Annotated in this window: 16 protein-coding genes; 4 read left to right on the forward strand and 12 right to left on the reverse strand. The window is 74.0% G+C overall.

Annotated features, from left to right (window positions below):
• Window positions 1-18: 18 nt before the first annotated feature.
• The 4 genes from GA0115234_RS10405 to GA0115234_RS10420 form a co-directional block, all read right to left on the reverse strand.
• Window positions 19-393: a hypothetical protein gene (locus tag GA0115234_RS10405; RefSeq protein ID WP_237541233.1), complete on the reverse strand. Its 375-nt coding sequence runs from the start codon at window positions 391-393 to the stop codon at window positions 19-21.
• A gap of 70 nt (window positions 394-463) precedes the next feature.
• Window positions 464-1,978: a bifunctional glycosyltransferase/class I SAM-dependent methyltransferase gene (locus tag GA0115234_RS10410; protein WP_093540612.1), complete on the reverse strand. Its 1,515-nt coding sequence runs from the start codon at window positions 1,976-1,978 to the stop codon at window positions 464-466.
• Between the two features lie 61 nt (window positions 1,979-2,039).
• Window positions 2,040-3,122, reverse strand: coding sequence for a hypothetical protein (locus GA0115234_RS10415; RefSeq protein WP_256088700.1), 1,083 nt, complete (start codon window positions 3,120-3,122; stop codon window positions 2,040-2,042).
• A 349-nt stretch (window positions 3,123-3,471) separates the two neighbouring features.
• Window positions 3,472-7,023 (reverse strand): bifunctional glycosyltransferase/CDP-glycerol:glycerophosphate glycerophosphotransferase, encoded by a 3,552-nt coding sequence (locus GA0115234_RS10420; RefSeq protein ID WP_176729133.1) that lies wholly within the window; start codon window positions 7,021-7,023, stop codon window positions 3,472-3,474.
• A 318-nt stretch (window positions 7,024-7,341) separates the two neighbouring features.
• Between GA0115234_RS10420 and GA0115234_RS10425 the strand changes: the two genes are divergently transcribed.
• Window positions 7,342-10,839 carry a bifunctional glycosyltransferase/CDP-glycerol:glycerophosphate glycerophosphotransferase gene (locus tag GA0115234_RS10425; protein WP_093540615.1) on the forward strand — a complete coding sequence of 1,166 codons (3,498 nt, stop codon included), beginning with the start codon at window positions 7,342-7,344 and terminating at the stop codon, window positions 10,837-10,839.
• A 40-nt stretch (window positions 10,840-10,879) separates the two neighbouring features.
• Here the strand turns inward: GA0115234_RS10425 and GA0115234_RS10430 are convergent, their stop codons facing one another.
• Entirely contained in the window at window positions 10,880-11,497 is a 618-nt protein-coding gene (locus GA0115234_RS10430) for a TetR/AcrR family transcriptional regulator (protein ID WP_093540616.1), read from the reverse strand.
• Between the two features lie 116 nt (window positions 11,498-11,613).
• Between GA0115234_RS10430 and GA0115234_RS10435 the strand changes: the two genes are divergently transcribed.
• Both GA0115234_RS10435 and GA0115234_RS10440 read left to right on the forward strand, forming a co-directional pair.
• A complete protein-coding gene (locus tag GA0115234_RS10435) occupies window positions 11,614-12,555 on the forward strand; it encodes an ABC transporter permease (RefSeq protein WP_093540617.1) in 942 nt (313 codons plus the stop codon).
• Window positions 12,548-13,327: an ABC transporter ATP-binding protein gene (locus GA0115234_RS10440; protein ID WP_093540618.1), complete on the forward strand. Its 780-nt coding sequence runs from the start codon at window positions 12,548-12,550 to the stop codon at window positions 13,325-13,327. Before GA0115234_RS10435 ends, GA0115234_RS10440 begins: the two co-directional genes overlap by 8 nt.
• 72 nt (window positions 13,328-13,399) lie before the next feature.
• Here GA0115234_RS10440 and GA0115234_RS10445 read toward each other — a convergent pair whose 3' ends face one another.
• The 7 genes from GA0115234_RS10445 to GA0115234_RS10475 are packed head-to-tail and all read right to left on the reverse strand — an operon-like array spanning window position 13,400 to window position 23,038.
• Window positions 13,400-14,083: a hypothetical protein gene (locus GA0115234_RS10445; protein ID WP_093540619.1), complete on the reverse strand. Its 684-nt coding sequence runs from the start codon at window positions 14,081-14,083 to the stop codon at window positions 13,400-13,402.
• Window positions 14,080-16,911 (reverse strand): hypothetical protein, encoded by a 2,832-nt coding sequence (locus GA0115234_RS10450; protein WP_093540620.1) that lies wholly within the window; start codon window positions 16,909-16,911, stop codon window positions 14,080-14,082. Before GA0115234_RS10450 ends, GA0115234_RS10445 begins: the two co-directional genes overlap by 4 nt.
• Window positions 16,908-17,999, reverse strand: a complete 1,092-nt coding sequence (locus tag GA0115234_RS10455) for a hypothetical protein (protein ID WP_093540621.1) — start codon at window positions 17,997-17,999, stop codon at window positions 16,908-16,910. Before GA0115234_RS10455 ends, GA0115234_RS10450 begins: the two co-directional genes overlap by 4 nt.
• Window positions 17,996-19,018 carry an FHA domain-containing protein gene (locus tag GA0115234_RS10460; RefSeq protein ID WP_141718415.1) on the reverse strand — a complete coding sequence of 341 codons (1,023 nt, stop codon included), beginning with the start codon at window positions 19,016-19,018 and terminating at the stop codon, window positions 17,996-17,998. The genes GA0115234_RS10455 and GA0115234_RS10460 overlap by 4 nt, the downstream gene beginning before the upstream one ends.
• On the reverse strand, window positions 19,015-20,637 hold the full coding sequence (locus GA0115234_RS10465) for a VWA domain-containing protein (protein ID WP_093540623.1): 1,623 nt from the start codon (window positions 20,635-20,637) through the stop codon (window positions 19,015-19,017). Before GA0115234_RS10465 ends, GA0115234_RS10460 begins: the two co-directional genes overlap by 4 nt.
• Complete coding sequence (locus GA0115234_RS10470; RefSeq protein WP_093540624.1) at window positions 20,637-22,094, reverse strand: SpoIIE family protein phosphatase; 1,458 nt, start codon at window positions 22,092-22,094, stop codon at window positions 20,637-20,639. The genes GA0115234_RS10465 and GA0115234_RS10470 overlap by 1 nt, the downstream gene beginning before the upstream one ends.
• On the reverse strand, window positions 22,091-23,038 hold the full coding sequence (locus tag GA0115234_RS10475; protein ID WP_093540625.1) for a hypothetical protein: 948 nt from the start codon (window positions 23,036-23,038) through the stop codon (window positions 22,091-22,093). The genes GA0115234_RS10470 and GA0115234_RS10475 overlap by 4 nt, the downstream gene beginning before the upstream one ends.
• Window positions 23,039-23,195: 157 nt before the next feature.
• Between GA0115234_RS10475 and GA0115234_RS10480 the strand changes: the two genes are divergently transcribed.
• Window positions 23,196-24,332, forward strand: a complete 1,137-nt coding sequence (locus GA0115234_RS10480) for an FHA domain-containing protein (protein WP_093540626.1) — start codon at window positions 23,196-23,198, stop codon at window positions 24,330-24,332.
• Window positions 24,333-24,337: the final 5 nt, after the last annotated feature.

Genomic DNA, 24,337 nt, shown 5'->3' on the forward strand with positions numbered 1-24,337 from the left:
CGCCCGGCGGCGGCGCCGTCAGCGTTGCTGGCCCGCCATCACCGTGGCCAGGCCGACGACCACGAGCAGCGAGCCGCCCCAGGTCCACATCGATGTCCGCTCGTGCAGCACGGTCGCCCCGGCCAGCACGATCAGCAGATACCCGAGGGCGTTGAACGGGTAGGCGATGGACAGCGGCACCTTGGCCAGGGTCGCCATCCAGGCGAGGGCGGACACCGCGAAGACCACCAGCCCCAGGGCGACCCAGGGGCTGGTCGCGGCGCGCAGGGCGACGGACCCGCCGCCGTGCCCCGCCGCGGCCGCGGCGCCCTTCATCCCGTGCTTGAGCATGATCTGGCCGCCCGCCGACGAGAACACGGCGAACAGCAGCAGCATCAGACTGGGGAGGGTCAAGACCTTGCTCCTGACTGCGGCGCCCGGGGACTGCCGCTCCGGGGCGGGGGTGGGACGGGGGACGGCGGCCTCAGACGCCGACCCGGTCGGCAGGGACGTACTGTCGGTTGAGGATGTCCTGTACATCGACGTGCTCTCCAGCGATGATCGTCTCGGCCGCATGCGGGGTGAGCAGTGCGACGTGCTGATAGCCGAACAGCGTCGGCCGGATCCGGGTGAGCAGCTTCGACACTCCGCCCAGGACCGCGGGGAGCGGTCCGCCGCCGAGCAGCGCCCAGAACGGGGCCCCGGTCGACGCGATGCCGAGGACGTCGTAGCCCGCGTCCCGGACCGTGCGGCGCAGGCTGGCCCGGGTGAAGAAGCGCAGATGCGTTTCGTCGAGGATGCCGCGCCGGTCGTAGCCGAAGACGCCGAACGCCACCCGCAGCCGGGAGTACCAGTGGCTGAAGTTCGGTACGGAGAGCAGCACATGGCCGCCGGGCCGCAGCACCTCGGCGACCTCGGCGAGGACCCGCTCGGGGCGGGAGAGGTGCTCGATGACGTCGCCGGCGACCACGTAGTCGTAGTCGACCCCGATCTCGACCGGCAGCCCCTCCTCCAGGTTGGCGAGGTGGAAGCGGGTGCACTTCTCGCGTACGCCGGGGACCTCGACGTAGTCGACGCCCGTCACCTCGTGGCCGAGGGCTTCGAGGCGCTGGGCGAACAGGCCGCCGGAGCAGCCGAGGTCGAGGACCCGGCCGGGCGGGAGGCTGCGCATCTTCTCCAGGATGACGGCGTGCGAGGAGCCGTCGCCCTCCTTGAACGCGTACTCGACGGGCTTGGGGATCCAGCCGCAGGTGCCGAATCCCTTGACGGCGAGCCGGTATTCGAGGACGTCCTTGACGACGTCCTTGGCGTACTTCATGCCGTTGACGTAGCAGATCTCGTCGCCGTAGTACGTGGGGACGGGGATCTCCTTGATCCGCATCCCCTCGTTGAGCAGCTGGACGATGATCTGGGTGTCGAAGTCGAACGCGTCGGTGTTCCGGTGGATCGGCAGTTTCTTGAGTGCCGCGACGCTGTAGGCGCGGTATCCGGAGTGGAATTCGGTGAGTTGCGAACCGAGCAGGGCGTTCTCCACGCGGGTGAGAATGCGGTTGCCGAGCCACTTGTACATCGGCATGCCGCCCTTGAGCGCGGATCCGGATTTCATCATCCGTGACCCGAAGACGGCCTCGCATTCGCCGCGTTCGATCGGTGCGACCATGTCGGGCAGGAATTCTGGGGCGTACTGCCCGTCGCCGTGCAGCAGCACGATGATGTCGAGTCCGTGTTCGGCGGCCAGCGCGTATCCGGCCTTCTGGTTTCCGCCGTATCCGAGGTTCTTGGTGTGCCGCATCACCACGGTCCGCGGCATTCCCTCCGTCTGCGACCAGCGGCAGCCCGCGGTGAAGGTCGCGTCATGGCTCGCGTCGTCGAGAATGAGGATTTCGGCGACCTTGGACCGGAAGTCCTCCGGAATGCGGTCGAGGGTCCTCTCCAGCGTCGTCTCGGCGTTGTACGCGACCACCAGGATGCCGATCCTGGGGCTCGGGCTTTCCTTCACGGGGCGTTCTCCAGTTGCGCTCGGTGCTCGGTGATCGGTGCGTGGTGCGGGGGCGGGGAGGTCAGTTGACGGTGGAGCCGGTGGGCTCCGCGGTGCGGGGCGCCGCGACCGGTCTCCCGCCGGCGGGGGACCGTCCGGGCGGGTCCGGCTGGGTGTCGAGGACCTTGCGGACGCCCCTGAGGAGGCCCGCGGCGAGCACCACCCAGCCGACCTCGGCGAGTTGCAGCACCGTTTCGCTCCAGCGCACGGCGGAGGCTCCCCGGTAGCCGAGGACCGCCGTCAGGCCGAGCAGGCAGCTGTACGCGGCGCCCTCCCAGAACCCGACGACGAAGAGCCCGGCGGCGGCCCAGGTCAGGTACTGGAGCGCGGACGCGGTGGAGAGCAGCAGCAGGAGGCTCATCGTGAGGGCGACGACGACGGGCAGTTGCGCGGGCCGCAGCCAGGCGAGCCAGACCCCGGCCGCCACGCAGGCCAGCACGAAGAGGAAGTGGCCGTCGCCCTCGATGAAGGTGATGAAGGACTGCGGCAGGCCGAACAGGTCGGCGAACCGGACGAGGCCCCAGAGGCGGTAGCCGCCGCCCGCGTACTCCAGGACGTTCTCCTTGAGGTTCTCCGGCACGGTCGCCAGGACCGGCCCCCAGACGAGGGCGACCAGGGCGGTGAACCCCGCGCCGAAGCGGAGGAACGCCGGCCGGCCGGCCCGCAGCGCGACGAGGAACAGTGCCGGGATCACCACCACGGGGATGAACTTGATGCTGATCGAGAGCGCGGCGGTCACCCCGGCGGCCAGTGGCGCCTTCCGGTCCACCAGCAGATGGGCGGCGATCAGGGCGAGCGTGATGGCGACCGCGTCGGTGTTGCCGTGATAGCCGGAGGTGGCGATCAGCACGGGGCTGGCGGCCACGCCCACACCGCAGGCGACGGCGGCACCGAGGGAGGCGCGCCGGCGCACGATCTCGAAGACGACGAGTGCGCAGAAGAAGTCGGCGATCGAGGCGGGCGATCTGATCAGCGTGCCGAACGGGATGCCCAGTTCGGAGAGTTCATTCAGACCGAGAAGCATCCAGCCGGCCAGCGGCGGGTGGTTGTAGACGGGCAGTCCGGGGAGTGGCTGTTCGTAAATCCGAATGGGCCCGTAGCGCACGATCGCCTTTGCGAAACCATGAAAGATTCGTACGTCGGCCGGGCCCGGCATATTCGCCGCGATCAGCATTCGGGTGAGAAGCCCGGCGGCCGCGGCAATGAGCACCACCGCCCTTGCGCGTGGCACGTCCCAGGTTTCGCATCGCATTCGGATACCCATGAAAGCAGAACGTAGCAACCCGAAGACGCTGAGCAACGCACCGTCGGCCACACTTATAGGGACCATTACTTGAATGCGCCGAACGTTTACATAAACCTTCGCGCCCCCTGAACCACTCGGACGGTTCAGGGGGCGCGTGGTGGCATCGGCCTTCTGCCCGGCCGGCGGGGGTGGCGCCGGGCGGTGCGGATTACAGCATTCGGTCGACCACGGCCGCCGCCGCGTGTCCGTCGTCCAGGTCGCAGAAGTCGCGGCGGAATGCCTCGTACGCCTGCGCGTGTCCCGCGGTGGCACGCTCCGGGTCGCGCAGCGCCTCGACGAGTCCGGCCGAGCCGGGGATCAGCGGGCCGGGGGCGCGGGCCTCGAAGTCGAAGGAGAATCCGCGCTGGGTGTCGCGGTAGTGCGCCAGGTCGTGGGTGTGGAAGAGCATCGGGCGGCCGGTCCGGGCGAAGTCGAACATCATCGAGGAGTAGTCGGTGACCAGGGCGTCGCTGATCAGCATCAGCTCGCCGGCGTCCCCGTAGCGCGAGACGTCGCGGACGAAGCCGCTGCCGCTGTCCGGGATCCGCCCGGCCACCAGGTGGTGGCGGCGCACCAGCAGGACGGTGCCGTCGCCGAGTTCGCGTTCGGCGGCGGCCAGGTCGAGGTGCAGGTCGAGGGCGTGGCGGCCGTCGCTCTGCCGCTGGTCCTCCCGCCAGGTCGGCGCGTAGAGGACGACCCGCTTGCCGTCGGGGAGAGCGAGCCGCTCCCGTACCGCCGCGGCGACCTTGGTGCGGTCCGAGGCGTGGAACAGGTCGTTGCGGGGGTAGCCGCACTCCAGGATCTCGCCCCGGTAGCCGAACGAGCGGCGCAGGACGGGGGTGGCGAAGCTGTTCGGGGAGACCAGGAAGCTCCACTGGCGGGCGCGCCGCTCGATGGTGGCGAGGTCGGCGGCGTCGGCCCGCGCGGTGCCCGCGAGGTCGAGGCCGATGCGCTTGAGCGGGGTGCCGTGCCAGGTCTGGACGACGCACTGGCCGTCGCGCCGCTCGAACCATGCCGGGAGCTGGGTGTTGGTGACGACGTACCGGCTGCGGGCCAGCGCCTCGTGCCAGGCGGCGGAGCCGTGCTCAACGGCCGTGGCGTCCGCCGGGACCCGGGCCTGCTGGTCGCGCACCACCCACAGGTGCTCCAGCCCGGCGCCGCGCCGGGCCAGCTCCTCGTGGACGGCGCGCGGCGAGTCGGAGTACTGCCGGCCGTCGAAGCTGCTGTACAGCACCGTGTCGCGCAGCGGCGCGGTGCGCCGGGTCCGGTACGTCCCGCGCAGCAGCCGCCGGGCGCGCGGGCCGCGTTCCCCGGCGGTGAGCACCGGGGCGCAGTTGATCAGCAGCTGGTCGTGGCGGCGCCGCTCGACGACGTACGTCCGTCCGGCGAGGGTGCGGGCGGCGGGCAGGGTGCGGTGGATGGCGGCCGGGATGCGCAGCGGGGTGTCGTCCGCCCCGTCCCGCGCGCCCTTCTCGCGGAGGAGGAGGTACCAGGTGCCCTGTCCCAGCGGCAGTTTTCCGCCGGGACGCTCGACGGCGTCCGGCCGGAGCGCGGCGCGGAACCGCCGGGCCCCGGGGTCCCCTGAGGAGGTGAGGGGGAAGGCGGCCTCCTCGCCGTGTCCGCTGTGCCTGGCCACCAGCTCGACGGGCCGTTCCGGGAGGTCGGGGAAGGTGCCCTCCAGGAGCAGCCGGCCGTCCTCGGTCCAGGTCGCCAGGTCGACGGCGGGCTGCACGGTGCGGTCGCTGATCAGCAGATTGCCGCGGGGGCTCGCGGTGAGGCCGAGTTCGCGCCGCTCGTCGCCGTTCCCGGTCAGCGGGTAGCGGCCCGGCAGTACGGGCCCCGGCACGTCGAGCGGTGTCCGGCGGCCGTCCGGCCCGACGAGCCGCAGGCTGTACGGGAGCCGGGCACGCCCTTCCGCCTCGGCCTCGGCCGCGCCCGGCCGGGCGTCGTGGAAGGCGTCGAGTGGGATGTCCGCGGTGAACCGCCGCCAGCCCGCCGCCGAGGGCACCGCCCCCTGGTGCACCGTCACCGGGCGGTCGACGGTGGTGCCGGAGGGGCGGTGGGTGAGCGTGAGGCGCAGCGGGCCCGTGCCGAGGCGGGCGCGGATCATGCCGTCGATGACCACGGCGGCGGTGCCGTCGCCGGTGTCGCCCGCGCGGTGCGTCTCGAAGCGGGCGTCGATCCGCTCGGCGTGCAGCACCAGCCTGCCGTCGTCGAAGGCGGGCACGATCCGGTGGTCGCCGTCGGGGCGGTGCAGGGGCGGCGGGGCGGTGGCCTCGTCCGTCGAGAGCCGGGAGCGGCGCAGCAGGCCGTGTCCGACGATGCCGATCTCCGGGTGCCAGGTGAGCCGTTCGAGGGTGGCGCCCGCGTCGATGCGGAGCCTGGCCGGGTCGACGACGGTCTCGAAGCCCGCCCGGTCGTAGTCGTGCAGGCTCTGCCGGGACCGGGCGGTGGCCTCGGGCTCGTCGACGGTGCGCAGCCGCAGCGGCACCACGCGGCGCGCGGCGCGCAGCCAGCCGGCCCGGAACTCGCCGAGGCGCGGGCCCGCGGGCAGGTTGCGGATGTACGCGTACCCCTTGAGGTGCAGTCTGCCGCCCTGCCAGTAGGCGTCCAGCAGCCGGGCGGTGAGCGGCAGGTCCCGGTCGGCCACCCGCAGCACCGGGCGCGGCACCGGCCGGGTGAGGGCCGGGAAGGAGGCGCTGCGGCGGCGCACGCCGCGTACCGCGAACGCGCCCGGTTCGGCCTGGTCGGAGGCGAGCAGGTCCAGCAGTTCGCCGGTCCGCCGTTCGCGCACCAGGTGCCACATCAGCCGCAGCGGCAGCGGCAGCGCGTGGAGGACGGCCGGGTCGACCTGGTCGGTGAACTCGTTGGCGTAGGTGAGGAAGGCGCGCCGGTACTCCTCGTCGCCGTCGGGCAGCGCCGCCATGAAGTACCGGAGGTCGTGGGCGAGTACGTGCGCCTCGTACCGCCGCTTGTCGTCGGCGCCGCGGTGCTCGTCGAGGAAGGCGCAGACGCCCAGCACGTGCGAGACCCGGTCCTGGACGCCGCGGACGACGGCGCGCGGGGTGGTGGCCGGGCCCGGCCGGTCGCGCCAGTGGTAGACGGCGTCCTTCAGCACGTCCACGGAGCGGGCCAGGAAGTGGGCGGGCAGGACGACCGGGATGTCCTCGTGGAGGGTGCCGGCCGGGAAGGCGAAGGCGTGCTCGTCCCAGAAGGACCGGCGGAAGACCTTGTTGCAGGCGGTCCGGTCGGCGGCCAGGTCCCAGTCCCGGGAGATGTGGGTGCGCAGCCGGGTGGTCGCCATGGGTCTGCGGAAGCCGGGCGCCTGCCGGAGCCGGCCGCCGGTGTGCAGCCGCAGCACATTGCCGGACGCGAGGTCCGATCCGGTCTCGTCCAGGGCGCCGACGAGGAGTTCGTACGCGCGGGGCGGGAGCATGTCGTCGCCGTCGGCGAAGGCGAGGTGGCGGGCGCCCGGATCGCAGCCGCGGACCCCGGTGTTGCGGGCGTGCCCGAGCCCGCCGTTCTCCTGGCTCACCAGCCGGAACCTCCCGTCCCGTGCGGCGAACGCGGCGGCCAGGGCCGCGCTGCCGTCGGTGGACCCGTCGTCGACCATCACCACCTCCAGGTCGGTCATGGTCTGCTCCGCGAGGGACGTCAGGCAGTCCGTCAGATAGAGCTCGACGTTGTGGACGGGTACGACGACACTGAGCCGTGGCGGCATGTTGAGCACGTCCGTTCATCGGGGCCTGGATGTCCGTACGGCTCAACCCCGTGACGGTCCGGGGGTCACCGGTCGCGGTCTCTCCCGAACGGGTGACATCGGCCGCGCCCCGGTTGCCGTCCGCCCGGACTCCGCGCCGGCCGGGAACAGCCCGCGCCCACGCCCACGACCACGCGCCCGGCCGCGTGTCGGCCGCCGTACGGGCAATAGCGCTCCGGAACGCCGCCCGAAGGAGGCACCGCCCGCACGCCGAACCCTCTGTTCACCCGTTCGGGGCAGTCGTGGTGACCCGGGGCGCCCGCCCCGGTTGACCGTTGCATGAAACCGCGCCTCAGTGTCGTCGTCCCGGTCCACAACGTCCAGGACTGCCTGGAGGACTGCCTGCGCTCGGTGGCCGAACAGTCGGTCACGGACATCGAGGTGGTCCTCGTGGACGACGGCTCGACGGACAACAGTGCGGCCCTCGCCGAGGACTTCGCCGCCCACGACCGGCGCTTCCGTCTCGTGCGCCGCCCCAACGGCGGGCCGGGCGCGGCCCGCAACACGGGCGTGCGGCACACCACGCCGGACGTGCCGTACCTGGCGTTCGTCGACAGCGACGACCTCGTCGTCCACGACGCCTACACGCGGATGCTGGCCTCGCTGGAGTCGACCGGCTCCGACCTCGCGACCGGCAATGTGTGGCGGCTGACCGAGCAGGGGCGCCGGCAGGCCCGCCAGTACCGGTGGCTGACCGAGACCCGGTCGCGCACCCACATCGGCCGCGATCCGCGGCTGCTCACCGACCGGTTCGCCTGGAACAAGGTGTTCCGGCGCTCCTTCTGGGACCGGCACGCCTTCTCCTTCCCCGAGGGCAGGCTCTACGAGGACGCCCCCGTGATGATCCCGGCGCACTATCTGGCCGGCTCGGTGGACGTGCTGCACGAGCACGTCTCCTACTGGCGGGTCCGGGAGGGGTCGATCACCCGACGGCGTACGGATGTGAAGGGCGTGCGGGACCGGATCGCGGCGTGCGAGCAGGTCAGCGCGTTCCTGGCGGGCCGGGGCGGCGGTGCGCGGCGCCGCTACGACCTCTCGTGCCTGCGCGAGGACTTCGTGTACTTCCTGGAGGGGCTCCCGCTGGGCGGGCCCCGGTACCGGAAGGCGTTCATGGCGGACGCCGGGGCGTTCCTGGACCGGATGGAGCGGATGGACGGGGCGGGCCGCGCGGACCGGGCCGTGGCCCATGAGCTGCCGGTGGAGCTGCGGATCAAGTGGCAGCTGGTGAAGGAGCGCCGGCTCCCGGAGCTGCTGGAGGTGCTCGCCTTCGAGCGGGCCAACGGTGCCGGGACGTTCACGGTCTGCGGGGTGCCGGGGCGGCGGCAGGCCGGTTTCCCCGGCATCCCGGACACCGCCAGGCCGGCCCGTGGCGATCTTCCGGCCGTGGCCCGGCTGCTGGACGCACGGTGGGACGGCGACGGGAAGCTGCGGCTGCGCGGTTACGCGTACATCCGCAATCTGCCGGCCGCGACGCCGCGCCACTCGCTGAAGGTGGGCATGGTGCGCGCGGCCGGTGGACAGCAGTTGCGGACGGTGCCGGTCCGCGGCGTGCCCGCGCCCGAGGCGACCGTCGACTCCGGCCAGCAGCTGCACGGGTACGACCACTCCGGCTTCGAGATGATCCTCGACCCGCACCGGCTGCGGCCCGGCGGCTGGCTGGTGGGCATGATGGTGGCCGCCCAGGGCGCGGTCCGCCGGGTGGCGGTGCGCGCCCCGGAGACGGGGGCCGTCCAGCCGCTCGTCCATGACCTGGACGACGGACGGCGGGCGGTGCTCGACTACCGCAACGGGCGGCTCCGGCTGACCCTGGAACAGCTGCCCGCCCGCTGCGAGACCCACCGTTTCGGCAAGGACCTGGAGCTGACCGGCCGGCTGTACGGGGATGCCCGGCCGAAGGCCCTGGTGCTGACCTGCGACGGGGTGGCGGACCAGGAGTTCGGTCATCCCGTCGAGTGCCGGCCGGGCGGCCGCTTCACGGTCCGGATCCCGCTCGCCGACCTGGCCGGGATGGCGGTCGCGCCGAGGGCACCGCACCGGGCGCCGCGCGAGGTCGAGCCGGAGCCCGGCGGCCGGTGGCGGGCGCGGCTGGTGCTGGCCGACGGAGCGCGGGTGCCGCTCGCGGCGGCCCCGGAGTCCGCTCCGCCGGTGGTGGCCGACGCGGCGGGCGAGCTGGTGCTGGATCTGAGCGGACAGCCGTTCGTGGAGGGGGCCGTGTGGACGCCGGACGGTGCGCTGCGGATGGAGGGGGTGACCGGCGCGGGTACCGGCGTACGGCAGGGCGAGGGCCCGGACCGCCTGGTGCTGCGGCACGAGACGCTGCGCGAGACGGTGTCGGTGCCCGTCACCCACGACGAGCGGCGCGCGGGGGCGCGCGAGGTCGCCGGGGGGCGCCGTTTCACCGCGTTCCTCGCGCCCTCGGTGGCCGCCGGGCTGCACGAGGGCCGCTGGGAGGCGTATCTGGGCGGCCGGCCGGTCCGGGTGCTGGCCTCGCTCGCCGCCCGGCTGCCGCTGCGCCGGAGCGGCACGGTGGCCGCGGCGCCCGTGCCCGGCCGGGAGTTCGCCCTGGACCGCTGGTCCGGCGACCGGCTGACCGTGCAGGCCGGGCCGGTGCTCCCGCTCGCCGAGCGCGGCGCGTACCGCCGGGCCGAACTGCGCGGCAGGCACTATCCGTCCCGGCGCGCGATGCCGATGCGGGACGCGGTCCTCTACACGGGCGGCGACTCGCCGCGCGCCGTCCACGCCGAGCTGCTGCGCCGGGGCGTGGAGTCGGAGCAGCTCTGGGTCACCGACGGGGTCCACGGCCGCGTACCGCCCACCGCCGTCCCGGTGATCGAGCACAGCACCGCCTGGTACGAGGCGCTGGCGCGGTGCCGCCGCATCGTCACCGCCGACCAGCTGCCGGAGTGGTTCCAGCGCCGGCCCGGCCAGACCGTCGTGCAGACCTGGCACGGCACCCCGCTGGGCCGCTTCGGCACGGATCTGGCCGGCACCCTGTACGCCGACCACCAGGAGCTCGCCACGCTGGCGCACCGGTCGGCCCAGTGGTCCGTCCTGGTCTCCCCGAGCAGCCGTTCCAGCCCGCTGCTGCGGCGCGCGCTCGGCTACCGGGGCGAGGTCCTGGAGGCGGGCTCCCCCGCCAACGATCTGCTCTTCTCGGCCGACCGCGCCAAGACCGCGGAGCGGGTACGGCGCCGGCTCGGCATCCCGGACGGCCGCCGGGTCGTGCTGTACGCGCCGACCTACCGCGACCACCTGGCCCATCCCTCCGGCGGCGACGGCGAGCGGCCCCGCTACCGCTGGGACCCGGCGCTCGACGCGGTGGCGCTGGCGCGGTCCATCGGCGACATCCACACGGTGCTGGTGCGCCGCCATCCCCGGGTGACCGGGAGCGTGCCCGAGCGGCCGGGCGTGCGCGACGTGTCGGCGCACCCGGACACCGCGGAGCTGCTGCTGATCGCCGATGTGCTGGTCACGGACTACGCGGGCCTGATGTTCGACTTCGCGCACACGGGCCGCCCGATGCTCTTCCACACCTACGACCTGGCGCACTACCGCGACACGGTGCGCGGTTTCTGCCTGGACTTCGAGTCCCGGGCGCCGGGCCCGCTGCTCTCCCGCACGGACGAGATCGCCGCGATGCTGCGGGACGCGGGGACCCTGGCGGCCTCGTCGGCCCGGTACGCGGCGGCGTACGAGAGCTTCCGCCGGGACTTCTGCGATCTGGACGACGGCGGGGCGGCGGCCCGGGTCGCGGACCGGCTGCTGGCCGAGGGGTGACGGCTCCCGGGTTCCCGGGGTGCTCGGCTCTTGAGGCCGCTCAGCTCTTGAGGGCGGCGACCGCGGCGGTCGCCAGGTCGTCGAGATAGCCCTTGGGCAGCGGGCCCCGGACGACGGCGAGCCGCCAGTAGAGCGGGCCGACGATCAGGTCCAGCGCCCGGTCCGGGTCGCTGTCCCCGGGCAGCTCGCCGCGGGCCACGGCGTCCCGTACGACCACGGCGGCGATGCCCTGCTGCGGGTCCAGCAGCGCGGCCTTGATCGTGTCGGCGATCTCCGGATTGCGGGCCGCCTCGACCAGCAGGTCCGGGATGACCTGCGAGGCGACGGGGTGGCGCAGGGCGTAGGAGGCGAGTTCGAGCACGGCCCGGACGTCCCCGTAGAGCGAGCCGGTGGCCGGGGCCGGCATGCCCTGGACCGCGACGGCGGAGACCAGGTCGAGGACCAGGGCCAGCTTGGACTTCCAGCGGCGGTACACGGCGGTCTTGCCGACGCCCGCGCGCCGCGCGATCCCCTCGATCGACATCCGGGCGAAGCCCACCGCGGCCAGTTCCTCGAAGACGGCACCGCGAATCGCGTCGGTGACGTCCTCGCGGAGCACGGCGGCTCCGGCGGGGACACGGCGGCGGGTTCCCGGGTCGGTGGTCATGGCCCGAATCATAGTCCGTCACGACGGAACGGTTGCGTTGCGACGTAAGTGCGCCCTACCCTCGACGTTGCGACGATACGGTCCCGTTCCGTCGGGCGTCGCTTCCTGCCCTCCCGTCGAAAGCGATCGTGGTGAGCCAGACAGCAACCCCAGCGGCCCCGGCCGACACCCCTGCCGGTGCGCCGTTCCCGGTGTACGCGCCGGGCGAGCTCGCCGCGCTCGCCGCCCGGCACGGCCTCACGATGAGCGGGGCCCGGCCCTCGCTGACGGCGTACGTCCGGCAGCTGTGGGGGCGCCGGCACTTCATCACGGCGTTCGCCACCGCCAAGCTGACCGCCCAGTACAGCCAGGCGAAGCTCGGCCAGATCTGGCAGATCATGACGCCGCTGCTCAACGCGACGGTCTACTACTTCATCTTCGGCGTCCTGATGAACACCAAGCGCAACGTCGAGGACTTCGTGCCCTTCCTCGTCACCGGCGTCTTCATCTGGACCTTCACCAGCAGCTCGATCACCGCGGGCACCCGGGCGATCAGCGGCAACCTCGGGCTCGTCCGGGCGCTGCACTTCCCGCGCGCCTCGCTGCCGATCGCCCTGGCCCTCCAGCAGCTCCAGCAGCTGCTGTTCTCGCTGGGCGCGCTGGTGCTGATCCTGGTGGGGTTCGGGCAGTTCCCCAAGCCGTCCTGGCTGCTGGCGGTTCCGGCGCTGCTCCTCCAGGCGGTGTTCAACACCGGTGTCTCCATGGTGGTGGCGCGGCTGGCCGCCCGGACGCCGGACATCGCCCAGCTGATGCCGTTCCTCCTGCGCACCTGGATGTACGCGTCCGGGGTCATGTGGAGCGTGGACACGATGCTGAAGGGGGACCGTGTCCCGCACGCCGTGATGGTGCTGCTGGAGTGCAATCCGGCCGCCGTCTTCATCGATCTGATGCGGTTCGCGCTCATCGACAGCTTCGGCGCGTCCCACCTCCCGCCGCATGTGTGGGCGATCGCCGCGGGCTGGGCGCTCGTCTGCGGGATCGGCGGATTCGTGTACTTCTGGCAGGCGGAGGAGCGGTACGGACGTGGCTGACATCGACGAGCAGGTACCGACCGTCGTCGTGGACGACGTGCACATCACGTACAAGGTCAACGGTGCCCGTACCGGCAAGGGCAGCGCCACCTCGGCGCTCAGCCGGATCGTCTCGCGCCGGCAGGCCCCCGGGGTGCGCGAGGTGCACGCCGTGAAGGGAGTGAGCTTCGCCGCGTACAAGGGCGAGGCCATCGGCCTGATCGGGTCCAACGGCTCGGGGAAGTCGACCCTGCTCAAGGCCATCGCCGGTCTGCTGCCCGCGACGAAGGGCCGGGTGCACACCCAGGGCCAGCCCTCGCTGCTCGGGGTGAACGCCGCGCTGATGGGCGATCTGACCGGTGAGCGCAACGTGGTGCTCGGCGGCCTCGCGATGGGCATGACGCGCGCCCAGGTCCGCGAGCGCTACCAGGAGATCGTCGACTTCTCCGGCATCAACGAGAAGGGCGACTTCATCACCCTGCCGATGCGTACGTACTCCTCCGGCATGGGCGCCCGGCTGCGCTTCTCGATCGCGGCCGCCAAGAGCCACGACGTCCTCCTGATCGACGAGGCGCTGTCCACCGGCGACGCCAGGTTCCAGCGGCGCAGCAAGGAGCGGATCATCGAGCTGCGCAAGGAGGCGGGCACGGTCTTCCTGGTCAGCCACAGCAACAAGTCGATCACCGAGACCTGCGACCGGGCGATCTGGCTGGAGGCGGGCACGCTGCGGATGGACGGCCCGGCGGAAGAGGTCGTGGCGGCGTACGAGAGGTTCACCTCCGGCAAGAAGTGAGGGCTGCCCCGCAGGGCGCGGCGGCCGGGGCGGAACTCCACCGCCGTGCGACGGGGGTCGCGGCCGAGCCGTTCACCGGACTCCCCCTGTGGCAGCGGCAGGCGCACCACCACCTCGGCTCCACAGCCGCAGCAGCACCCGGTCCGCCGATTCCCCGCCCGCCAGCAGCGCCGCCGCCCGTGACCAGGTGGCGGCGGGCAGTCCGTGACCGGTGATCAGCCGGTGGAGCACGGGAGCGGGGCCCGGCAGCATCAGCAGTTCGCCGAGCAGCCGGGCGTCGGCGGGCGGTGCGTCGGTGGCGAGAACCAGGTCCAGCGCGTCCGAGCCGAAGCGCTCCACCAGCGCGAGCCCGTCCTCACCGGCCGCGAGCAGCCACGGGGTGAGCCGCCCGCTCTGCCCGCCGTGCCGCTCCCGCTGCTCCACCAGCAGCCGCAGCACCCGTTCCCCCGACCGGCCCGCGAGCAGCGGCAGCCAGCGCGGGCCCCAGGCGGTGAGGGCGTCGGCGGCGCCCGGCAGCCGTTGTTCGACGACGGCGGCGGTGACGGCGACCCGCGGCCCGAAGCGGACTCCGACGGTCAGGACGGCCTCCAGCGAGGGCGGCGCCAGCACCCCGGTGAGCGGGGCGAGTCCGGCGAGGGCGCGGCGCTGTTCGGGGCTGAGCCGCAGCCGGTCGGCGAGCTGCTGGGCGAGCACCCCGAGCCCTTCGCGCAGCAGGGTCCGCAGGGCGTCGCCCGGATCCGGGGCGGCGAGGATCATCGGGAGCTCGCGACGGGCCCGGGGATCGAGTACGGCCTCGGGCTCGGCGGCGTACAGGTCGAGGAGCGCGGCGCGCTGCCGCGGGCTGCCGAGACCGGCGAGCAGGGGCAGCAGGGCGGGGTGGCCAGCAGCGAGTCCAGTACGGGGGCGGCCGTGCCGGGCGCGCCCAGCACCGCCTCGGTGACCCGGCGCCCCAGCCCCGTGCCGTCCACCGCCCAGTCACGGATCCGGCCGGGGCGTTCCACCACGTTGCCGACGATCCAGCCGAGCGCCTTGCCCCGGCCGCATTGCAGCCGTGACCACTCGACGGCCGCCGCGGTGGCGAACGGGGCCGCCTGTTCGCTCTCGTACCCCCGTTCCTGGAAGGCGACGAGCACCTCGTCCAGCGGGCGCCCCAGCCCTTGCGCGTATCCGCCGAGTACGGTCATCGCCCTTTGGTCCAGGCCGAGTTCATGGGCGTGCCGCAGCCCCTCGGTGCCGAGGGCCGCGAGGGCGTCCTCCGGGTCGGGGAAGGCGGCGACGATCTCGGCGATGTCCAGGGCGCCCTGCTCGGCGAGCCAGCGGGCGGCGAGCAGCGGGTGTGCGCAGACGGTGGCCCAGTGCTCGGGGCCGGTGCCGAGCAGGGCGCGCACCGCGTCGTGCCCCGGGACATGCGCGTCGGTGGCGATCCGCAGCAGCACCCGGGCGTCGACGGCGCCCGCCTGGTCCTGGGCGGCGAGCTGGACCCAGCCGAGGCCGAGGGTGACGAGGTGTTCGGGCTGGCGCAGCCCGTCGAGGAGCATCCGCCACATCTGCGGGGTGTAGCGGCTCAGGAGGTCGAGGTCGTCGCCCTGGAGGTGCGGGCGGAGCAGGTCGAGCAGCTCGGGGTCCTCCAGCCGTCCGGCGAGGAACTGGAGGCTGGGAGCCGGGATCTCGGAGAGCACCGCGACGAGCGTGTCGTCCATCGAGGCGACGGCCGCGGCGAGCCTGGCCGGGGGGACCTGGGTGACGGCGGTGCAGAGCCGGCCGTACAGACCGACCCGGCGGATGCCGGGGCGCTCGCGCAGCGCGTCCTCCATCGGCAGCGCACCGGCCCCGACCGGGAGGTCCGGGTCGAAGACCGTCGCGAGCCGGGTGGCGACGGGGAGCAGTCTGCGGGCCGCCTCGTCGTAGAGGTCCTCGGCGGCGGGGCCGAGGAGCGCGGACATCAGGCAGTCGCGGAAGACGGAGCCGGGGACGCCCGCGAGGGCGGCGACCAGGCGCCGCATCCGGGCCTCGTCGAGCAGCCGGTTCTGCTTGCGCATGCCGGGGGCGTTCTGCCGGGCGCGCACCGCGACGAGCAGTTCGGTGTTGGTGCCGAAGCAGTCGGTCATCTGGTCCAGAAGCTTGCCGCGCTGGCGGGGCGGCAGCTGGTCGGTGCCGCCCAGCGCCAGGGTCCAGCCCGCCGCGAAGGTCCGCCGCCGCATCGCCTGGCCGCCGACGCCGCCGAGGAGTTCGGCCGAGTAGGCGTCCATGTCCCGGTCGGTGAGGTAGGGCAGCTGGTCGGCGGGGCGGCCCGCGATGCGCGGTACGGCGCCCGCCAGGTCGTCCGGGTCGACGCGCTGGGCGCGCCCGCCGCGCACCGCCTCGATCCGCCGCAGGTCCTCGCCCCCGATCCGGCCCGCGACGACGAGCCGGGCCCGGGGCGCGGCGGCGGCCGCCCGGCAGACCTCGGCAGCGAATTCCTTCGGGTTCAGCAGCACCCACCCGGCGCCGGAGAGCAGGGTGGCGGTACGGGTGCCCAGGCGCCGCTGTTCGAACGCGGCCAGCGCGATCACCCTGGGCCCGTGGTCGTGAAGCAGGCCCAGGCGCAGCACCTCGGGGTTGATGTCGAGCCGGCCGCCGCCCCCGGAGCCCTGGGCGGCGTCGTCGTACACCAGCAGCGCCTCGGCCTCGGCGAAGTCGCGCAGCGCGCGGGCCTCCTCCTCGTGCCGGGCGGCGCGGGCCAGGGTGTCGGCGAGGTGTCCGGGGCGCAGTGCGGGGACCCGCTGGAATCCGGCGGCCGACAGATAGCCGCCGAGGTCGGCGGGACCGTGCACCGGGCCCCAGGCGGCGGGCGGCAGTCCGCAGGCCATCCAGCCGGCCAGCCGGGTCAGGGCGCGCAGCTGGACCTCCCGCCAGCGCACCGCGATGTCCTGGCCGGTGGTGGTGGCGGGCGGCAGGTCCTCGCCGAGGAGCAGCGCGCTGGGCAGCGACATGCCCTGCGGTCCCGGCATCCGGCCCTCGGACGGTACGTAGCCGTGCCGGCCGAGGCCGACGAGGGCGAGCGAGCCGGAGTTGAGGACGAGATGGTCCGGGGAGAGTTCCAGCGGGGTGAATCCGGCGTGCGCCAGGTCGTCCAGGGCGCGGCCCAGCGGGACGAGGGTGTGCAAGGCCTCGGCGGGGGTCCAGCGGTGGCCGGCGGCGAGCATGGTGTCGAGGTCGTCGCGCTCGCGCAGCGCGTGCAGGGGTACGGAGGAGGCGCCGGGCGACCAGGCGGTGACGAGGGCGGGCGGCAGCCCGGGGTCGTCGACGATGTCCAGGAGGGCGGGGGTGACGGGGCTGCCGGCCGCGAGGAACGCCGCGGCCCGGCCGCGTTGCTTGCGGTTCGGGAAGACCCGCAGCGCGCCGTACGCGTCGGCGTCCTCGTCCTTCACCAGCCGGGTGGCCCGGACGGCGGCGGCGCCAGAGGAACGCAGATGGCCGGGGCGCAGCTGCACGGTGTGCGGCTCCCAGACGCGGCCGGAGCGGCCGGGGACGCGGGTGAGCGGCCCGGTGAGGGTGGCGTCGGCTCCGGTACGGCGGGGCGTGGCGGCTCCCGGCTGGTTCATCGGGGCTCTCCCAGGGTGCGGAGCGCGGACCGCAGGGCCGTGGCGCTGCGGGCGCGGGCGAGGTCGGTGCGGACCCGGTCGACGGTGGCCAGCCGGAATTTCTTCGCCGACAGACAGGTGGTGAGGGCGTTGGTGAGGATCGGTCCGTAGCTCAGACTCGCGATGAAGCGGCGGGCCGGGGCGCTGACCTCGAAGTCCTCCGCGTACAGCTCGCGGGCCTGCCGGTCGGTGAGCCTGCGCAGGGCGGCTGCGTGGGCGAGGGTGGCGCCGAGCATGTAGATGTCGAACCGCTCGGAGGCCGGGGCGAGTTCGGAGGGTTCGTCGGTGCCCTCGGCGGCGGGCGGGGCGTAGGCGCTGGTGGTGGTGCGGATGCGGTCGCCGATCTGGACGGCGGCGTCGTAGTCGATGAGCACATAGCGGGCGGGCGGCCCGAGGACGAGGATGTTGTCCGGTTTGATGTCGGCGTGGATCCAGCCCTTGGAGTGCTCGTCCCCGTGGTGCCGGTCGGCGTGCAGCGCGGCGAGAGTGTTGCACAACTGCTCGGCCAGGTCGAGGAGTTGGTCGGGCTTGAAGCGGCGGTGCGAGGCGGCCCGCTCGTCGATCTCCTCCTGGAGGGTGCGCGAGACGCCGCCGTGGTGGCCGATGAACTGCTGCACGAGGAAGCTCTCGTACGGCACCTCGCCGTCGCCCTGTCCGCCGTATCCGCCCTGTCCGCCGTCGGCGAGCAGGGAGGGGGAGGGCTGGGACTCGACGCTGATCACGACGGGGCACTGCTGGGTGAGCTGGGCGGCCTGCCGGGCGGCCCGCAGCCCCTGGTCGCGCTGTTTCCGCTGCTCGCCGAGGGCTCGGTGGACGCTGCGCGGGTCGTCGAGGTCCGACCGCGACCACCACATGCCCTTGATCACCACGTCGCCGCCCGACCAGCGGTCCTCGGCCAGTACGGCGTACCCCTGACCGGCCCCGGCCAGCAGCCGCTTGGTGAGGAAGCGGCCGTCCTCGCCGTAGGACTCGGGGAGCCAGGCCAGCCGGGGCGAGCCCAAGTTGTCGGGATGCTCGGCGTGCACCCAGCCGGGACTGAATTCGCTCACTCGGCCTGCTCGCTTCCCTTGCTGATGCGCAGCCGCACGGTGCCCGGACCCAGGTGGAGTTCGTCGCCGTCCTCCAGCGCGTACGGCGTTCCGGCGGCCAGCCGGGCGGTGCGCGGCAGTCCCTCGAAGTCCAGCTCCGGGTTGAGGAAGGAGGCGTTGTTCTCGGGCAGGTGCTCGGCGAGCGGCCGGCCGTCGTCGTCGAGGAAGATCCTCAGATGGGCCCGGCTGATCTCGGCCGCCCGGTCGGCGCCGAGCCCTTCGGTGACATCGGTGGTCCCGGGGCGGCTGCGCGAGGCCCGGCCCAGCGTCAGCCCCTGCGGCGGCACCGTGACCGTGGCCCGGACCGCGTAGCCGTGCTGCACGGTGACCAGGACCGGTCCCGTGTCCAGCCCCTCGGGCACCGGCGGTTCGACGACGACCTCGACCGCCTCGTAGCCGCACGAGCGGCAGAACCAGCGGTTGCCGTCCTTGTTGACCTGGCGCGGCAGCAGCACCGCGCCGCCGCGCAGACAGGTGCCCGTCGGGTCGGTGCAGCGGAAGCGTTCCTCGGCGTCCTCGCGCAGCAGCCCGGCCTTGTCGAGCTTGTGGAGCCGGTCGCGCTCGATCTCCTCGTCGCTGGCGACCCCGAGGTGGCGCGGGCTGAACACGACCCGGCCGTGCACCCTGCGCACCGACCAGACCCGGGAGTCGCTGCCCTGCAGCCAGGCGTGCTCGCGGCGGGCGAAGCGGAAGTTGTCGCTGGAGACGACGGCGGCCCGGAACCGCGCGGCGAGCGCGAGGATCCGGTCGTCCGCGTCCCCCTGGTGCACTTCGAGCCACTGCTCGCGCTCGGCCTGCCTCACCAGGTGCTGTTCGTCGAGGAACGGCCGGACGGTGGCGTCGAGCACGGCGATCGCGGCGGTGCCGGGGTGGTCGCGCAGCCAGGCGTCCCGCACCTCGACGACCCGGGAGAAGGGCCAGGGCCGCTTCCTGGTCGCGGCGACGTTCGAGGCATCGATGATGACGCCGGGCACACTCACCGCGGGCCCCGGCCCGGCGGCGGTTCGGTGGGGGCACCGGGCGGCGGGGTGGGCGGGCCACCGAACGTGCCACTGCCGTAGGTGCCGGTGCCGTAACCGCCGCCGCCGTACGTACCGCTGCCGCGGGTGCCGCTGCCGCCGCCGCTGCCGTACGTACCGCTGCTGTAGGTCCCGCTGTCGCCGCCGGTGTACGTACCGCTGCCGTACGCACCGCCGAACTCGCCCTCGTCGTCATCGTCGTCGAGGCTCTGCCGCCGGCGCCGGGCCCGGATCTCGTCCGGTGTCTCGACCGGGATCTGCTGGAACCAGTCCCGCTTGGACTTGGTGGAGCTGCGGCTGGACGCCGCCCGCGCCTCGTTCGCCACGTCCTTCGGGTCGAGCCCGTCCCGCAGCCCCCCGCTCGCCCGCTGGTAGGCGGCGGCCAGATCGGGGTCGGGGATGCGCCGGGCGCGCTCCACGCCCTCCTGGTAGATCCGCTCGCGGTCGGCCTTCGAGGTGGCCGCCGCGATCCGGCCGCTGATCTCCCGGTCCAGTTCGATGGCGTCGATCTGCCGCTTGAGGTCGGGCTGAAGGATCGGCGACATGGGGTTGTCGACCGTGCGCAGCGCGATCTGGCCGGGCGCGAGCTGTCGTGCGCCCGACCCCGTGCCGAGGGAACCGGTCGCCTTCAGCACCGGCATCGGACCGGCGCTGATCCGCTCGGGCGCGCGCAGCTTCAGCGCGTACAGCGGCTGCCCCTCCTCCCCCGCGCCGATCGCACCGAGCTTCAGCCGCACCCGGCTGGGCCGCCGCCCGCCGCCGTCCGCGAGCGCGCCGTCGACCCGGCGGCGGGTGGGGTCGAGCTGGTAGACGCCGAGCACCGGGAAGCTCGGGTTGATCTCCAGGGACAGTTCGCCGCTGCCCGCCACGACGTCCCGGCCGAAGGCCGCGAACCTGGCCGTGATCTGCTTCATCGCCTCGGCCGCGCCCGTTCGGGAGGCGACGTGCTCGGGCAGCCCGGTCGGTGCGAGGCGTTCCAGGAGCCCGAAGTCGGCGCCCGCGCCGATGCCGATCACATCGGTGTGCAGCTCGCGGTCGGCGGCGTCGCGGGCGAGGGCGGCGAGCCGGCCGGGGTCGGTCTCGCCGAAGTTCGGGATGCCGTCGCTGAACAGCACCACGCGGCGCGAGGCGGCCCGCTGCCGGTCGAGCTGCTGGTACGCGCGCCGCAGCGCGCCCTCGATGTTGGTCCAGCGGCGCTCGTCCTCGATGTTGCCGTTCCACCGGCCACGGCGCCGGAGCTCCCCCGCCGTGCCGGAGAAGCGCACTCCGGCGTTCTGCGCGAAGGTCAGCACATCGACATGGGCGTCGCGCGGCAGCGCGGCGACCAGCTCGTGCACCCCGGCCTCGGCGACCTGCTTGCGGCTCGGGTCGTCGGGGCTGCCCGGGTCGGCGAACTCGTCGGTGCTCGAATCGGCCCTGATCTCCATGGAGTAGCTGTCGTCGACGGCGATGACATAGGCGACGCCCTCGACGACGCGGTCGCCGCGGCCCAGCTCGCGCGGGGCGATCAGGACGGCGAACTCCTCGCCGAGGTGCACCTCCTGCCGGTCCGCGGTGATCTTGATGTCCTCGGCGGTCATCAGTCCTTCGCCTCCCCCACCGCGCACACCAGCGCGGTCGCGTTGTCCCAGCCGCCGAGTGCCTCGGCCCGTTGCACCAGCGCGGCGGCGAGCGCGGGTGCGGTCGGTCTGCCCGACGCGTCGAGCTGGGCGGTCAGTTCCGCGAGCACGGCGCCGAACCAGCGGTCCCGTTCCGGTTCGGTCGCCCCGTCCGAGGCGAGCAGCAGCAGATCCCCGGGGGCGACCCGGAACGTCCGGTGGGCCCAGCGGGCCGTGCCGCCGCCGAGGAAGGAGACGAGCTGCGACTCCTCGCCCTCGGCATCGGCGGTGACCCGCAGCCGCTCCGCGAACCCGGTGTGAGCGGGCGTCAGTCTCCAGGCGGTGTACGGGATTTCTCCCGCCAGTGCGCGCAGGGGCCGGATCAGCCAGGCCTCGGTGTCGCCCACCGAGACTACGGACGCCGTGCCGTCGGGCCGCACGGTGGCGAGGACCGCCGCCGCGCTGCCGGTGGCGGTGGCCCGCCCCACGGCGGCGTCCAGCTCGGCGACCAGCTCACCGGGCCGGGCCACGGGAGACCCGGGCCCGGTGGAGGACGGAGCGCCGCGCGGGACGGAGCGCGGCGCGTCGACGGAACCGGGACCGGCCCCGGGCCCGGCGGGGTGGTGGTCGGACGGCGGCGCGTCCCCGGCCACCGCCGCCTCCTCCAGCCGCCACCGCCGTACCGCCTGCTCCAGCGCCGCCCGTGCGGCCGTGCCGCCCGAGCCGTCGCCGTCGCCGGTCACCCCGTCGAAGACCGCGCACCGCAGCACCCCGCTCGGCCCGGTCAGCGCCCCCGCGGTGTCCTCGTTGTCGGTGGCCGGATCGCCCTTGGCCTTGCGCGAGCCGACCGCGCTCTCCCGGAAGCAGAGCGTGGACACACCACCGGGCGCACGCCGGTCGAGCGCCTCCTGAAGCGGGGCGAGCCCGGCGGCGACCCCGTGGCGCAGTTCGTGCCCGAGGAGCCGGCGGCAGACCGCGTCCAGCCCCGGCGGGAAGGTCCCGGCGAACACGTCGAGCATCTGGAGCGCGTCCCGCAGATCCAGGCACGGCCGTTCGGCGACCGCGTCCACCAGCGCCCCGACCAGCGCCCGCCGGTCCCTGAGCTGCGGCGCCGCGTGCTGCGTGCCGTCCCCGCGCTCGCGCGGGCGGACCCGTCCGTCGAGGCCGTAGCGGGGCAGCGCGGCCACCTGCCACCCCTCGTACGCGTCATGCCGCACGGACTCGACGACCAGGCTTCCGGGCCCCGCCAGATCCAGCGCCGCGTCCACCGCACGCCACAGTCCGGGCAGGGCCGCGACGAGGTCCTCGCGGTCCAGGCTGTGCGCGTCGACCACGCTGTCGCGGAGGGTCGGGGCCAGCGCCTGCGGCCATTCCACTCTGATCTCCGGCAGCGCGACGGCCCCGTACTCCGTCGCGTCCGCGGACGGTTCCACGCTCATGTGCCGCTCGTGCCCCCTTGATCACGCCCGCCGGCACGCCGACGGCGGTCCAGTACATGCCGCAGGACACCCGCCTGCTCCGCCTTCGCCAGCTCGCCGCTCAGCCGGACGGTCTCCGCCTCGGCCCGCTGGGCGCGCTCCTGCCACTGCCGGACCGCCTGGGCGACCTCGTCACGGGCCGCCGCGATCTGCTGCTCGGCGTACTCCTGGGCTCGCCGGGCGGCCTCCTGCGCCCGCTGCTCGCGCTGGGCGGCCCGTCGTTCGGCGGCCTCCGCCCGCTCGCGCGCCGCCGCCTTCGCCTCGGCGAGTTCCCGTTCGGCGCGCCGGGCGGCGGCCTCGACCTCGGCCCGGACCCGGTCGCGCTCCTCCTCCTGCACGCGGTGCAGCAGCTCGTCGAGGTCGGGGCCCTGCCCGACCGGGAACACCCCGGCCCGCTCGGGCGCGCCGACGGTGTACGGCTCGGGGTCCGCGTACAGCTCCGCCACGGGGGTCGCGGTGCCGACGGGCGGTTCGGCGAGGGCCAGCGGGACGAGTCGTACGGTGAGCGCGGCCGGATCGACCACCCGCACCGGCCGCCAGCCGTCGAACCCGTCCGCGGCCGCCTCCCCGTCCTCGCCCCGCACCACGGCCACCCGGCAGCCCGAACCGAGCACCGCCTCCGCCCCGGCGACCTGCGCCCACAGGGTCTCCCCGGCGGTCAGCAGCGAGGCGGCGACCTCCGGGGAGGGCGCCGGAACCCCGTACGTACGCGGCGCGGCCGACGGGGGCGGCGGGAAGGGCGCGGCGGACGGGGGCGGCTGCGCGGCTCCGGCCGCCGGTGCCTCGTCGACGAAGCTGCCCCAGCCGTCGTCCCCGGTGCCCGCCCCGGGCGGGGGATGGTCGGGCGGTGGCGGCGGGGACTGCCCCGACGGCGTCTCGTCGATGAACGAACCCCACTCCGACACGCAAACGCCCCCACGTTCTCGTCCTGTCGTCCCACGGCCGCCCGTTCGCGCGCGTCCGCCGGAACTCGGGGGCCGCCGAGGACGTCAATATAGTTGCACCTCAAGGGAATTCACATGCCGTCAGCTTCCGTACAGGGCTTCCGGGAGGCGACCCCCGATGGAAAACCACCTCACCACGGACTTCGGCGCGGCCTGCTTCCTGGTAGACCTGTCCAACGTCGTGCGCAACCGCTCGCTGGGCGGACCCGGTCTGCGTTCCCTGCGCCGGCTGCGGCTCCTCGTGGACGCCGCGAAGGAGCTCGCCCGGGATCCGGACGTCAAGCTGTATCTGGTCGCCGATGCCAGTCTGCGGCTCGGCGGACGGCGGGAGTTCACCGATCCCGCCGACATCCGGCTGCTCGGCCGCTGGGTGGACCGCGGCCTGGTCGAGGAGCTGCCGGACGCCGACGACCGCCTGCTCGAACTGTGCGCGTACACCGGCATCCCCGTCATCACCGGCGACCGCTTCCGCGGCCACCGCGAGTCGCACCCCTGGCTCCAGGGCAATACGGACGACTTCCTGGAGCCGGTCCCGGCCCCCGGCGGCACGGTCGGGCTGGTCCCCGTCGACCTGGAGGTGGCCAGTGCGCTGGACATCTCCAGGAAGATGGAGGAGGACGTACTGAAGAAGATGGGGCTGCTCGGCCCGCACCGCACCCCCCGGTTCGACGTGGTCAGCCGCAACTGGCGCTGCGAGGACCGCCGTTGCACCCTCTACGACACCCACCGGGGCAGCGCAGCCCTGCTGCCGCGCGTCATCAGGGGCGTGCCCCACTGCCAGAGCCACGGCACCCCCCTGGCCGACGACGGTCCCCGCACCGCGACGGTCCAGCTGAAGCTGCTGGTGGAGGGCGATGTGAAGGCCCGGTTCACCCTGGAGGACGGTACGAGCGTGAAGGTGGGCAGGGCGCCAGGCGAGGGCGGCATAGCCCTGCACGGCCTGGTCCCGGAGCACCGCACCGCCGGTCTCAGCCGCGCCCATGTCGAGCTGCGGGTGACCGGCGGCCTCGTCCATGTGCGCGACCACAGCACCTACGGCACCCGGTGGCGGGCGACGGCCGGGAAATCGGGTCCGGGCCCGTGGAAGAAGCTCGGCACGGCCGAGCGGCAGTACCACGGCGGGGACGAACTCGAACTGGTCGAGGGCGTGGTCCTGGCCCGCAGCGGCCGCCGTTTCCCGACCGAGCTGGCCCAGGAATGGCGGCGCCGCCTGCCGCCCCCGCCGGACGCGGCGGGCGAGACCCGCATCTACTGACGCGG

This window comes from Streptomyces sp. DvalAA-43 (assembly GCF_900091725.1).
In the GTDB taxonomy this organism is placed as follows: Bacteria; Actinomycetota; Actinomycetes; order Streptomycetales; family Streptomycetaceae; genus Streptomyces; species Streptomyces pulveraceus.